This window comes from Nocardia sichangensis (genome assembly GCF_047200615.1).
Lineage (GTDB): Bacteria > Actinomycetota > Actinomycetes > Mycobacteriales > Mycobacteriaceae > Nocardia > Nocardia sichangensis.
On sequence record NZ_JBJZOK010000035.1, the window covers coordinates 21,551 to 35,189 of the forward strand.

Annotated in this window: 10 protein-coding genes; all 10 read right to left on the reverse strand. The window is 71.2% G+C overall.

Annotated elements, in window-relative coordinates; all coding sequences use genetic code 11:
- Positions 1–18: 18 nt before the first annotated feature.
- Entirely contained in the window at positions 19–747 is a 729-nt protein-coding gene (gene pgeF, locus ACL03I_RS33765; RefSeq protein ID WP_356965199.1) for a peptidoglycan editing factor PgeF, read from the reverse strand.
- Between the two features lie 407 nt (positions 748–1,154).
- Positions 1,155–2,399: a cell division protein FtsZ gene (gene ftsZ / locus ACL03I_RS33770; RefSeq protein WP_355079649.1), complete on the reverse strand. Its 1,245-nt coding sequence runs from the start codon at positions 2,397–2,399 to the stop codon at positions 1,155–1,157.
- Positions 2,400–2,752: 353 nt separating this feature from the next.
- Entirely contained in the window at positions 2,753–3,475 is a 723-nt protein-coding gene (locus ACL03I_RS33775; RefSeq protein ID WP_412807979.1) for a cell division protein FtsQ/DivIB, read from the reverse strand.
- A gap of 6 nt (positions 3,476–3,481) precedes the next feature.
- The gene (gene murC / locus ACL03I_RS33780; RefSeq protein WP_355079647.1) at positions 3,482–5,005 is read right to left on the reverse strand and encodes a UDP-N-acetylmuramate--L-alanine ligase; all 1,524 of its coding nucleotides are present in this window, start codon (positions 5,003–5,005) and stop codon (positions 3,482–3,484) included.
- The gene (gene murG / locus ACL03I_RS33785) at positions 5,002–6,105 is read right to left on the reverse strand and encodes an undecaprenyldiphospho-muramoylpentapeptide beta-N-acetylglucosaminyltransferase (RefSeq protein ID WP_412807980.1); all 1,104 of its coding nucleotides are present in this window, start codon (positions 6,103–6,105) and stop codon (positions 5,002–5,004) included. Before murG ends, murC begins: the two co-directional genes overlap by 4 nt.
- Positions 6,102–7,598, reverse strand: coding sequence for a putative lipid II flippase FtsW (gene ftsW / locus ACL03I_RS33790; RefSeq protein WP_397281739.1), 1,497 nt, complete (start codon positions 7,596–7,598; stop codon positions 6,102–6,104). Before ftsW ends, murG begins: the two co-directional genes overlap by 4 nt.
- A 133-nt stretch (positions 7,599–7,731) precedes the next feature.
- Complete coding sequence (gene murD / locus ACL03I_RS33795; protein ID WP_355079697.1) at positions 7,732–9,189, reverse strand: UDP-N-acetylmuramoyl-L-alanine--D-glutamate ligase; 1,458 nt, start codon at positions 9,187–9,189, stop codon at positions 7,732–7,734.
- A 47-nt stretch (positions 9,190–9,236) separates the two neighbouring features.
- Positions 9,237–10,313 (reverse strand): phospho-N-acetylmuramoyl-pentapeptide-transferase, encoded by a 1,077-nt coding sequence (mraY, locus tag ACL03I_RS33800; protein WP_039797126.1) that lies wholly within the window; start codon positions 10,311–10,313, stop codon positions 9,237–9,239.
- Positions 10,310–11,848, reverse strand: coding sequence for a UDP-N-acetylmuramoyl-tripeptide--D-alanyl-D-alanine ligase (locus tag ACL03I_RS33805; RefSeq protein ID WP_355079643.1), 1,539 nt, complete (start codon positions 11,846–11,848; stop codon positions 10,310–10,312). The genes mraY and ACL03I_RS33805 overlap by 4 nt, the downstream gene beginning before the upstream one ends.
- On the reverse strand, positions 11,845–13,419 hold the full coding sequence (locus tag ACL03I_RS33810) for a UDP-N-acetylmuramoyl-L-alanyl-D-glutamate--2,6-diaminopimelate ligase (RefSeq protein ID WP_412807981.1): 1,575 nt from the start codon (positions 13,417–13,419) through the stop codon (positions 11,845–11,847). The genes ACL03I_RS33805 and ACL03I_RS33810 overlap by 4 nt, the downstream gene beginning before the upstream one ends.
- Positions 13,420–13,639 lie beyond the last annotated feature (220 nt).

Here is a 13,639-nt window from a genome sequence, read left to right on the forward strand (position 1 = left end):
GACGGGCGATTCGCGCGGTCACGCGGCGGCCTCCATCCAGATCACCCCGCCGATCCGGCCGGTCGGCGCGCCACGGCGATGGCTGAACAAGGTGCGGTCCTCGATGGTGCACCGCGGGTCCACCGCGATCGCGCCGACGCCTGCCTCGGTGAGCTGCCGGGAGATGCCCGCGCGCAGATCCAGGCCCGGCGTGCCGCGGACCGTGGTGGTCGCACTGCCGGGCAGATGCGCTTCGACGTCGGCGCGCATGGCGGCGGGAACCTCGTACTGACGGCCGGAGGCGGCGGGCCCGAGCAGCGCGCCGACCCGATCCAGGCGCGCGCCGACCGAGACCATCGCGTCGAGCACACGCGGCACGATGCCGATGCGAGCGCCGATCCGCCCCGCGTGCACCGCGGCGATCACGCCCGCCTCGTCGTCGGACAGCAGGATGGGCACGCAGTCGGCGGTGAGCACGACCAGCGCGAGACCCGGCACGGTGGTCACGAGCGCGTCGGTGGCCGGTACCGGTTCGGCGCGCGGCCCGTCGACGATCTCCACGTTGCGGCCGTGGATCTGTTCCATCCAGACCAGGCGCTCCGGCGGCAGGCCGATGCCCTCGGCCAGCCGGTCGCGGTTGCGCCGCACGGCCGTCGGATCGTCGCCGACGTGGTCGCCCAGATTGAACGAGTCGTAGGGTGGCGCCGAGAAGCCTCCGGACCTGGTCGTGGTGACCCGTCGGACAGTGATGGTCGGCGCGATAGTCATGGCGACGAGCGTAGTGGCGCTCGGTGAAGGGCGTCGAAATGCCCAGGTAGAGAGCGAATATTCCCCCGGGACGGAATCAGTCGCGTCGTATCGGGCGCCTCGGCGCCCGGTCCCGCCCGGCCGGCCCCCGCACCGGCGTCCCCCGAATTCCTGTGCACAGTCGTGCTTCGGGACCGCTTCGGCGTATCCCTCCGACGCGTCCCGGCGCGGGCCGGGATCGCTCTTTCCAGCTCGGTCCCGGCCTGCGCCGGAACCGGATTCCAGCGCCTGATGGGTGCTGCCGGACGCAGTCCGTCTTCAGCACGCGCATGGCCGGAGCGAAGGCGGAGGTACGCAGCCCGCGCATGGCCGGAGCGAAGGCGGAGGTACGCAGCACGCGCATGGCCGGAGCGAAGGCGGAGGTACGCCTAGCCCCTCCGCATGAACGACGGCACGTCCACGTCGTCGTCATCGTCGTCGGCATCCGGCGGCGTGATGTGCGGTCGCGTGCCGCTCGTCACCGACGGCTCGCCCAGGGTGCGCGGCCGTTCGGTGTCCCGGTAGCTCGGCAACGTGCCGCGGCCAGCCGTACCCGTGACGGACGTGCTCGGCGTGCTGTCGCTGCTTCGCGCGGTCAACTCGCTGGTTCGGCTCTGCCCGATCTCACCGGACCGCGCCGTGCCGATGGTGCTGCGACCCGACGTCTCGAAGGTGCGCCGGGCCGGGCCGCCGCCGTCGAAGCCCGCCGCGATCACGGTGACCCGCACCTCGTCGCCGAGCGAGTCGTCGATCACGGTGCCGAAGATGATGTTGGCCTCGATGTGCGCGGCCTCCTGCACCAGCGAAGCCGCCTCGTTGATCTCGAACAGCCCGAGATCGGACCCGCCCGCAATCGACAGCAGCACGCCGTGCGCGCCGTCCATGGAGGCTTCCAGCAGCGGCGAATTGATCGCCGCCTCGGCCGCTTTCACCGAGCGGCCCTCGCCGCGCGACGAGCCGATACCCATCAGCGCGCTGCCCGCGCCGGACATCACGCTCTTGACATCGGCGAAGTCGACGTTGATCAGACCCGGGGTGGTGATCAGGTCGGTGATGCCCTGCACACCGTTGAGCAGCACCTCGTCGGCGGAGCGGAACGCGTCCATCAGGCTCACCGCCGCGTCGCCGAGCTGCAGCAGCCGGTCGTTCGGGATGACGATCAGCGTGTCGCACGACTCGCGCAGCAGATTGATGCCGACCTCGGCCTGGTTCCCGCGCCGCTTGCCCTCGAAGGAGAACGGGCGGGTGACCACGCCGATGGTGAGCGCGCCGAGCTTGCGCGCGATCTGCGCGACGACCGGGGCGCCACCGGTGCCGGTGCCGCCGCCCTCACCCGCCGTCACGAAGACCATGTCGGCGCCCTTGAGCACCTCTTCGATCTCGTCCTTGTGGTCCTCGGCGGCTTTACGGCCGACCTCGGGGTCCGCGCCTGCTCCGAGACCTCGGGTCAGCTCGCGGCCGACGTCGAGCTTGACGTCGGCATCGCTCATCAGCAGCGCTTGGGCGTCGGTGTTGACCGCGATGAACTCGACACCTTTGAGTCCCTGCTCGATCATCCGGTTGACGGCATTCACACCGCCGCCGCCGATACCGACGACCTTGATCACCGCAAGGTAGTTGTGCGGGGGCGTCATGGGCTCTCGCCTTCCTTCGATCTAAAGCCTGTCGTTTCCGGATGCTCGGCACACCGCCTTTTCGGCCCGGTCCGGGGGTCGGGTCGCTACGAGGAGCGAACCGCGGCTCGGGCAAACCCTAAAGCTCAACCATAGGGTTAGCGTTATGTCAAGTATCCGACTGGTGCGGAACGCTATTCGCAGCCGACGCGATACGCGCGCAGGCGCGCCGAAACGAGAGCCAGAATCTTGCGTGATCCCGCTCGTCTCGCCGCTCCACACGTCGTATGGTGAACGGTTGCCCCCCGGCTCCCTTCTCGGCGCCGGAACAACTCCCGGACCGCCGAAAATTACCTGGGCGCAATGGGTGTGGATCACTTTACCGTGACCAGATTGGGACTCGACACATCGAACACCGTTCCGGGGCGCGTCAACAACGGCAACACAACCGCCGCCTTTCGTTCGGCGTCGTCGCTCCCGCCCCAGAGTACCGTGCGGCCGCCCTTCAGATTCAGCGAAATATCCGAAATGGACCGTGCCACAACCTCGCTCACCTGAACCGCCAGCGCAGGCGGCACGATGGCGATCACCGAGACCGCAGCCCTGGTCACCGGATCGGCGCCGCCGGGATGATCGGTGATCAACTTCGGCACGCCGATCGGAGCCGGCTCGACCGCGAATTCCACGCCGTCCGCGTCCAGCAGATGCGCGCCTTCCCTGCTGTCGTAGAACAACACCGCGGCGCGCTCGACGACCGTCACCCGAACCGAGGACGGAAACACCCGCTGCACCCGTGCCGTGCGTACCTTCGGAATGCTCGCCACCCGGCGTGCCACGGCATTGGTGTCGATCCGCAAGATCGAGCGGCCGGAAGGAATTTCGAGCACATTCCGCACTTGTTGTTCGGGCACCGCCACCGCCCCCTCGATTCGCACGGTGCGCACCGAGAGCACCGGGGTGAACCAGGCGAGAACACAGAGCACTGCAAGGACGCACACGCTCAGCAATCCCCACAGGCGAATTCGGCGCCAGTCGAGCTCGCCGAACCGATCACCCGCGCGGCGCCCGGCCGCGCGCGCCGACCCGACCCCGCGCACGCCGGGTCACCGTCCGTGCTGGGGACGCGCCCGTAATCCGTCGAGAATCTGACCGCCCAGCATCGTCACGTCGCCCGCGCCCATGGTGATCACCACGTCGCCCGGCAACGCCAGCCCCGCGACCTGGCGCCCGACCCGGGACATGTCCGGCTGGTAGTGCACCGGCTTGGTCACCGATTGCGCCACCAGCGCTCCGTTCACGCCCGGCAGCGGCTTCTCCCGCGCGCCGTAGACATCGAGCACGACGACCTCGTCGGCCAGACTGAGCGCGGCGCCGAAGTCCTGGGCGAAGGTCGCGGTCCGGCTGTAGAGATGTGGCTGGAAGACCACGATGACCCGGCCCTGCCTGGACCGGGCTCCGTCGCGGGCCTCCTGCTGGACCAGTTCGGCGGCGGCGCCGAGCACGGCGCGCACCTCGGTGGGGTGGTGGGCATAGTCGTCGAACACCCGCACCCCGTTCTCCCGGCCGGCGAACTGGAACCGGCGGTGCACACCGCCGAACCCTTCCAGGCCCTGGATGATCTCGCCGACATCGGCGCCGGTGGCCCGGGCGGCGAGCAGGGCGCCGAGCGCGTTGAGCGCCATGTGCCTGCCCGGCACCGACAGGCGCAGCGTGCGCGGCGCGGCCTCGTCGGTGAGCTGGAATTGCGCGATGCCGCCGACGTCCCGCGGCTCCCAACTGTGCAGCCGGGCGCCCACCGGGACCGGCGCGTCGGCGAGTTCGCCGGAGCCGTAGCCGAGGACTTGGACGTTTCGCTCGGCCAAGCGCGCACCGACTCGCTCGGCCAGTGCCAGCGAGCCCGGATCGTCCAGGCACACCACCAGCAGGCCGCCCGCGGCGAGGCGGTCGGCGAAGTCGTCGAAGACCTGCACGTAGGCCTCGTCGGAGCCGAAGAAATCCAGGTGATCGGACTCGATGTTGGTGACCACGGCGACGTCCGGGTCGTATTGCAGCAGCGAGCCGTCGCTCTCGTCGGCTTCGGCCACGAAGATGTCACCGGTGCCGTGGTGGGCGTTGGTGCCCGCCTCGTTCAGCTCGCCGCCCACCGCGAACGACGGATCGAACCCGCAGTGCTGCAACGACACGATGAGCATGGAGGTCGTGGACGTCTTGCCGTGCGTACCGGACACGAGCAAGGTGCGATGCCCCCGCATCAGCGAGGCCAGCACCGTGGGGCGCAGCAGCACCGGGATATCGCGCCGGTTGGCCTCGACCAGCTCCGGGTTGGTCTTCGGAATGGCGGCGTAAGTGGTGACCACCGCGGTCGGGCCGCCGGGTAGCAGGTCCAAGGCGGTGGCGTCGTGCCCGATCCGCACCTGAGCGCCGCGAGCGCGCAGCGCCAGCACGCCCCGGCTCTCCTTGGCGTCCGACCCCGACACCGCGCCGCCGCGTGCGAGCAGGATCCGCGCGATGCCGGACATCCCGGCCCCGCCGATGCCGACCATGTGCACACGCTCCAGCTCCGGGGGCAGCGCGGTCCGTTCGACGCCCGCGTCCTGGACCACCCGATCTGCGGTCGTGTCGCTCATCGGCGCGCCACCTCCAGCGCGATCCGCGCCACCTCGTCGGCGGCGTCGCGGTGCCCGGCGCCTGCGGCGGCCCGGCCCATCTCGGTCAGCCGTGCGGAGTCCATGAGCAGCGGAATCACCTCATCGATCACGTACTTCGGCGTCAACTCGGAGTCGGGGACAATTCTGCCACCGCCCTGGCGCACCACGGGCCGAGCGTTGAGTTCCTGTTCCCCGTTACCGTGCGGCAGCGGCACGTAGAACGCGGGCAGCCCGACCGCCGAGACCTCCGCGACGGTCATCGCGCCCGATCGGCAGACCACCGCGTCGGCGGCGGCGTAGGCGAGGTCCATCCGGGACAGGTACGGCACGGCGACGTAGCGAGCGCCGTCCGCGGCGGATCCGTCCACGTCGATGGTGTTCTTGGGCCCGTGCGCGTGCAGCACCGAGATGCCCGCGGCGGCCAGCTGGGGCGCGGCGCCCGAGACCGCGTCGTTGAGCGTCCGCGCGCCTTGGGAACCGCCGAAGACCAGCAGCGCCGGGCCTTCGGACGGAAGGCCGAAGTGCTCCCGCGCCTCGGCCCGCAGTGCGGCGCGGTCCAGTCCGGTGATCGATTCGCGCACCGGAATGCCCACCACCCGCGCGTCCGCCAGGCCGGAGTCCGGGACCGCCGCGAGCACCCGAGCGGCGCGGCGGGCGCCGACCTTGTTCGCGATACCGGCCTTGGCGTTGGCCTCGTGCACCACCACCGGCACCGGGCGTCTGCGGCGCAGCACACCCGCGCCGGCGGCGAGATACGCCGGAAGCGCAACGTACCCGCCGAAACCGATGATCACGTCGGCCTCGACCGCATCGATGACCGCCCTGGTGGCCGCCACCGAGGCGCGCACCCGACCGGGTAACCGCAGCAGATCGGCGGTGGGCTTGCGGGGCAGCGGAACCGGAGGGATGAGCTCGAGCGGATAGCCGCGCTCGGGAACCAGGCGGGTCTCCAGACCGCGTTCGGTGCCCAGCGCCGTCACCCGGATGGAATCGTCGAGCCGCCGCAACGCGTCGGCCACCGCCAGTGCCGGTTCGATGTGGCCCGCCGTGCCGCCGCCCGCGACGATTACCGAGATCACCTGGATCTTCCCCGTTCTCTTGCGTGATTGACCGGATAACTGGGTTCCCAAGCCCTGGTGGCACGCGCCGAGCTGGTGCCGCGACTCTCCGGCGAGCGGCGGCGCGCCGGTTCCGCACGCCCCCGCCTGCCCTGCGGCAGCGCCGAGGATCCGCGATCGGACGGCCGCGGCGCCCGGCCACGTCGGGCGCTCGCCCGAGCCGGCGCGTACACCTCGGGTTTGGGCAACCGCAACAGCCTACTGAAACGACCGTCCTGTCCGGCGTGCAGCGCCGCGACGGCTTCCGGCTCGTGCCTGGCCGCGTTGGCGATCAGCCCGAACATCAGCAAGGTGATCGCGAGCGATGAGCCGCCGGCGGACACCAGTGGCAGCTGCAGCCCGGTGACCGGAAGCAGACCGACGACATACCCGATGTTGATCATGGCCTGTCCGGCGATCCACGTGGTCGCGGAGGCGGTCAGCAGCCGCAGGAACGGATCCGCCGACCGGCTGGCGATGCGCAGTCCCGTGTAGACGAACAAGGCGAACAGGCCCAGCACCAGCGCGCAGCCGAGAAAGCCCAGCTCCTCCCCGATGATCGCGAAGATGAAGTCGTTGTGGGCGTTCGGCAAGTAGCTCCACTTGGCCCGGCTCTGTCCCAGGCCCCTGCCCCAGATCCCTCCGTCGGCAAGGGAATACAGGGCCTGTCGAGCTTGATAGTTGTCGCCCTGCGGATCGGAGCCCGGGTTGAAGAAGGACCGGACCCGATTCGACCGGTAACCGGCGGACATGGCGAGCACGCCCGCGGCGACGACGCCGGAAACCGCGATCGTCACGAACAGCCGGATCGGAAGTCCGCCGAACCACAGCAAGGCGCCGAGGATGATGCCCACCGCGACCGTGGTGCTGAGATTCGGCTGGACCACGATCAACAGACAGACCAGCACACCCGCCGGGACGAGCGGCACCAGGATGTCCCGCAGACTCGAACCCATCGCTCGCCGGGAAACCAGCAAGTGCGCGCCCCAGACGATCAAGGTCACCTTCACGACCTCGGACGGCTGCACCGAGACGGGACCGAGGATCAGCCAGCGGCGCGCGCCCTGCACGCTGGTGCCGATGCCCGGAATGAGCACGAGCACCAGCGCCAGCACCGAGATCGCGAACAGCGGGAACGACGCCTGGCGCAACAGGCGCAGCGGAACGCGCAGGGCCAGATAGAACAGCACCGCGCCGATCGCCGCGAACAACGTCTGCTGGATGAACAGGGAGTACGCCGACCCGCCCTCGGCGTACTCGACGACGCCGGACGCGGACAGGACCATGACCAGTCCGAGGGCCGTCAGCAGCGTGGCGATGGTGACGACGAGATGGAAGGACGCGAGCGGCCGTGCCAGCCACGAACCGGGACCCGTCCCTACGCCGCGGCCACGCCGGGATGGCGTCCCGGCTTCTCGTGCGCCCGAGGTCCGGGCCGCCTTACCGGTCCACCGCCTGCCGTTGCCCGAAGTCACGAGGCACCCGCGGCCCGCGCCGGTAGCACCACTGTCACAGCGAACCAGCGGAGGCGGAGGATGCTTGCGCGTCCGCGAAAGCGACTCGACCGACCGGGGCGGGTGTCGATACCCCGCCCGCCCCGGTCGGCAGTCATCGCAAACCCCCGATATCGGTGGTTCCGAGGTCACCGTCTTCCAGGGCGTGCACCGCCTGGGCGAAACTGCGACCCCGGTGGGTGTAATCGGCGAACATGTCCAGCGACGCGGCGGCCGGAGCCAGCAGCACGGTGTCGCCGCGGCGGGCGAACCCGGCGGCCGCTCGCACGGCCCGCGCCATGACAGCGTCGGCCGCGGCGGCCCTCGACGCTTCGTCACCCATCCCTGCATCGTCTCCCGCGATCAGCTCGACGACGGGGACCTCGGGCGCGTGTCGCGCCAACGCGGCCGCGAGCACCGGTGCGTCGGCGCCGATCAGCACCGCCGCGACCAGGCGGTCGGCGACCTCCTCGACGAGGTCGTCGACGTGCGCGCCCTTCAGCTGGCCACCGGCCACCCAGATCACCTGCGGATGCGCCAGGATCGATGAGCGCGCGGCGTGCGGATTGGTGGCCTTGGAGTCGTCGACGAACTCGACGCCGGACAGCTCGCGGACGAACGCCGCGCGGTGCGGGCCGACCTTGTGCTCGATCAAGCCTTCCCGGACGAACTGCGGCGCGACGTCGATCGCCCTGGTCAACGCGGAGGCGGCGAGTGCGTCGGCGACGCCGGCGGGGCCGGGCGGGCTGATGTCGCCGACCTCGGCCAGGATCGCGGCCTTGGTGAACGCGCGGTCGAGCAGCTTGCCGTCCACCACGCCGAGCTCGCCGTCGGCGGGCACGCCCACCCGGAACCCGACGGTCCGGCGCGCCTTGGACTTGCGGGCCAGCGAGGCCGCGACCGGATCGTCCAGGCCGACCACGCCGACCCGGCCGACCAGCGCCCTGGCCTTGGCCGCGGCGTAGGCGTCCAGGCCGCCGTGCCAATCCAGGTGATCCTCGGCCACGTTCAGCACGACACCCGCCTCCGGACGCACCGACGGCGCCCAGTGCAGTTGGAACGACGACAGCTCCACCGCGAGCACCTGCGGACCGGGGTTGCGCCGCAACGCATCCAGGATGGGCAGGCCGATGTTGCCGCACGCGACGCTGGCGATGCCCGCCGCGCGCAGGATCGCGTGGGTCATCTGGGTCGTGGTGGTCTTGCCGTTGGTGCCGGTGACGACCAGCCATTTGCGCACCGGACCGTAGATCCTGGCCTGATCGACCCACCAGGAGAACTCCACGTCGCCCCACACCGGCGTGCCCTCCGCGACCGCGGACGCCAGCACCGGCGAGTCCGGCCGCCAGCCCGGGCTGGTGATCACCAGCGCGAACCGGCTCCAGTCCGCGTTCTCCAGTTCCGCGGTGGTGGCGACGTCCAGCCCGAGCCCGGCCGCCTCGGCCAGGGCCGCTGCGCCGCCGTCGGTCACCACCGGACGCGCGCCGATGTCGCGCAGCGGTTCCACCAGCGAGCGTCCCGACACACCCCAGCCCGCGACCAGAACGTCGCGTCCGCGTAGGAATTCCAGCATGGGCCCTGGGGTGCGCAGAGCCCGCGGAGAATGTTCGACCATCTCGTTCACCCGACCGCGGAGAGGTATTCGCTGTAGAACAGCCCGAGCCCGACGGCGGAGGCCATCGCGGCCAGCAGCCAGAATCTGATGATCACCGTGGTCTCGGCCCATTTGCTGAGCTCGAAGTGATGGTGGAACGGCGCCATCTTGAACAGCCGGTTGCGCGTGGTGCGGAAGACGGCGACCTGCAGCACCACCGACGCCGTCTCGGCGACGAACAGCGCGCCGATGACGATCATCAGCAGCTCGGTGCGGGTGGTGATGGACAGGCCTGCCAGCAGGCCGCCCAGCGCGAGCGAACCGGTGTCGCCCATGAAGATCTTGGCCGGTGCGGCGTTCCACCACAGGAAACCGACGCACGCCGCCGCGCCCGCGGCGCAGACCAGCGCGAGATCCAGCGGATCGCGCACGTTGTAGCAGCCGGTCTCGGGCTTGGTCTCGCAGGCGTGGTAGTACTGCCAGAACGTGATGATCACGTATCCGCCCAGCACCAGGCTCATCGATCCGGCGGCCAGCCCGTCGAGTCCGTCGGTGAGGTTCACCGCGTTGGACCAGGCGACCACCACGAAGCAGACGAACACCAGGAACACGACCACGCCCATGGTCACCGTGCTGATGTCGCGCACGTAGGACAGGTGCCTGCTGGCGGGCGTCAGCCCGCTGCCGCCGCGGAACTGCAAGGCGAGGATGCCGAAGATCACGGCCGAGGACAGCTGGCCGAGATACTTGCCCGCCGCGGTCAGCCCCAGGTTGCGCTGCTTGCGGATCTTGATGAAATCGTCGACGAAACCCACCGCGCCCAGCGCCGTGGCCAGCCCGAGCACGAGCAACGCCGACGCCGACGGCCCGTCGGCGTCGTAACCGATGCCGATCAGGTGGGAGCCCAGGTAACCGGCCCACATGCCGACCAGGATGGCGACGCCGCCCATCGTCGGCGTACCGCGCTTGGCCTGATGGCTGGCGGGACCGTCGACCCGGATCTCCTGCCCGAAGCCCTGCTTGGCGAACAACCGGATCAGCAGCGGGGTGAGCAGGATCGAGACCGTCAGCGCGATCGCCGCGGCGAAGAGAATCTGTCTCATCCTGCTGCCTCCGTGTCCTGTCCCACCCCGTTGTCCGCCGCGCCGCCGCGTGCGGCCACGGCGGCCGGGTCGGTCAGATGCTCGGCGACCTCCCACAGGCCGACCGACTTCGATGCCTTGACCAGCACCACGTCGCCGGGGGCCACTTCCTGCTCGAGCAGCGCGATCGCGGCCGCGATGTCGGGCACGAGGACCGATTCCTCGCCCCAGGAGCCTTCCATCACCGCGCCCTGGTGCAGCGCGCGGGCGGGCCTGCCGGTGCCGACGGCGACCACCCGGCTGACGTCCAACCGCACCGCGAGCCGCCCGATGGCGTCGTGCTCCAGGACGGATTCCTCGCCGAGTTCGCCCATCTCGCCGAGCACCGCCCAGCTGCGCCGCGGCGTCTCGGCCGCGCGCGCCATGCTCACCAGCGCTTTGAGCGCGGCGCGGACCGAGTCCGGATTGGCGTTGTAGGAGTCGTTGACGACGGTGATCCCGTCCGCGGTGGTCCGCACGTCCATCCGGCGGGCGGACGCGGCGCGCGCGTCGGACAGCGCGGCGACGGCGGTGTCCAGATCGGCGCCGCATTCCAGCGCGACCGCGATCGCCGACAGCGCGTTGCCCACGTGGTGCTCGCCGTGCACGGCCAGGCGCACCTGGGCGCTGCCCGCGGACGTGTGCACGGTGAACGCGGCCCTGGCCTGGTCATCGAGCCGGATGTCGGTGGCCCGCACGTCGGCGGTCGCGGCCTGCCCGACGGTCACCACCCGCGCCGATGTGCGCGAGGCCATCGCGGCGACCTGGGGATCGTCGGCGTTGAGCACGGCGAGCCCGGTGGGCGGCAGCGCCTCGACCAGCTCGCCCTTGGTCTTGGCGATGGCCTCGCGGCTGCCGAACTCGCCGAGATGCGCGGTGCCGACGTTGAGCACCACTCCGATGCTCGGCGGCGCCACCTCGGCCAGCGCCGCGATGTGCCCGGGCCCGCGCGCGGACAGCTCCAGCACCAGGAAGCGGGTGCCCGCGTCGGCGCGCAACGCCGTCCACGGGTGGCCGAGTTCGTTGTTGAACGACCCAGGCGGGGCCACCACCGTGCCCAGCGGCGCCAGGACGGCGGCCAGCAGGTCCTTGGTGGAGGTCTTGCCGGACGAGCCGGTGACGCCGACGACGGTGAGCCCGCCGTCGGCGGCGAGACGCGACACGCTGGCGCGGGCGAGCGCGGCGAGCGCGGTCAGCACGGCGGCGCCGGATCCGTCCGCATCGTGGCTGAGCGCGACCGAACTCGACGGCACGTCGCCGCCGCCTGGCGTGACCACGATGGCGGGCACGCCCACCGGCCGCGCCGCAAGGACCGCCACCGCGCCCGCGGCGACGGCCGCGCCCGCGTAGTCGTGGCCGTCGGAGCGCTCACCCGGCAGCGCCAGGAACAGATCGCCGGAACCGATTCGGCGCGAGTCGAATTCGACCGCGCCGGTCACTCGCACCTCCGGGTCTGCGACGTCGTGCAGCGTGCCGCCGACGACCTCCGCGATCTCCCGCAGTGTCATCTCGATCATGAAACCGTCAAGTCCTCCGCGTGGCTACCTTGCGGACTGCGTCTTTCCAATGCGGCCGCGAGTACGTCGCGGTCGTCGAACGGGTGCTTCACGCCCTGGATCTCCTGCCCTGCCTCATGTCCCTTGCCCGCGATCAGCACCACGTCACCGGGGCGCGCCCACGCCACCGCCGCGGCGATGGCCTCCGCTCGGTCTCCGATCTCCCGCACCTCGCCGCGTTCGGCTTCCGGGACCTCCAGTGCACCGGAGCCGAGGGCGGCGCGGATGGCCGCCGGATCCTCGGTGCGCGGGTTGTCATCGGTGATGATCAGCAGATCGGCGCCCCGCGCGCCTACGGCGCCCATCAGCGGCCGCTTCGCCGCGTCCCGGTCGCCGCCCGCGCCGACCACCACCGCGAGCCGTCCCGCGGTGTCGGCCGCGAGATGACCACGCAGCGTGGCGATCACGGACTCCAACGCCGCGGGCTTGTGCGCGTAGTCGACGATCGCCAAGAAGTCCTGTCCGCGCTCCACCCGCTGCATGCGGCCGGGCACGTCCACGGTCGCCAGCGCCGGAGCCGCGATCGACGGCTCGACGCCCGCCGCGGCGCACACCGCCACCGCGAGCAGGCCGTTGGCGACGTTGTAGCGGCCGGGAAGCCGAAGGCGTACGGGAGTTTCGCCCTGCGGACCGGCCGCGGTGAAGTCTTGTTCGCCGCCGTGCGCCGACACCGCGCCGGTGACGCTCCAGGCGGCGGTCCTGGTGGTCGAGACGGTGACCGGGTTCGGCAGGCCGGCGGCCAGCCGCCGCCCCCACTCGTCGTCCACGCAGACGACGGCGGTGCGGGCGGCGACCGGCGAATCGGGTTCGAACAGCTTGCGTTTGGCGGCGAAGTAGTCCTCGAAGTCGGCGTGGAAGTCGAGGTGGTCCTGGGACAGATTGGTGAACGCGCCCACCGCGAACCGCACTCCGTCCACCCGGCCCAGCGTCAGCGCGTGGCTGGATACCTCCATCACCACCGCGTCCACGCCCTGCTCGACCATCAGCGCGAACATCGCGTGCAGCTGCGGCGCCTCCGGAGTGGTCAGCGCGCTCGGCACCCGCCTGCCGCCGATCCTGGTCTCGATCGTGCCGATCAGCGCGGTGGACAGCCCCGCGGCGGCCAGGCCCGCCTCCACCAGGTAGGAGGTCGTGGTCTTGCCCGAGGTTCCGGTGATCCCGACGATGCGCAGCCGCTCGGACGGATTGCCGTAGATCGTGGCCGACAGCTCGCCGAGCACCGCCCTCGGATTCTCCCGCACCAGCACCGGCACCTCGAGCGGACCGGCCAGTTCCGCACCCGCCGCGTCGGTCAGTACCGCGACCGCGCCGCGGGCGACGGCGTCGCGCGCGAAACGCGCCCCGTGCGCGCGGGCCCCGGGCAGCGCGGCGAACAGGTCACCGGGCAGCACGGCATCCGAGCGCTGCTCGATGCCGGTGACCGCCACGTCCGATTCGGCGCTCGTCGTGGCCCCGATGACGGCGGCCAGCGACGCCAGCGGCGTTGACGGCGAATGCTCTGGCCGCAATGCGCGCGGTTGACCGGACTGCACAGAAACCAGGCTCCTTTCGGGGGCGGCGATCGACGTGTCAGGTTACCGGCGACCGGTCACGGCGGGACCATGCGCCCCGTCGCAACGCCGGGGAGGTCGCCCACCGCACCCTACGGGTTCGCCCGCCCGGCCCGGACCGCGCCACGCGGCACTCGGACGCCACCGGGCGAGGACGCGGCGCACACGGCGGGCCGTCGTCGGCCTATGCCCCTCGAACACC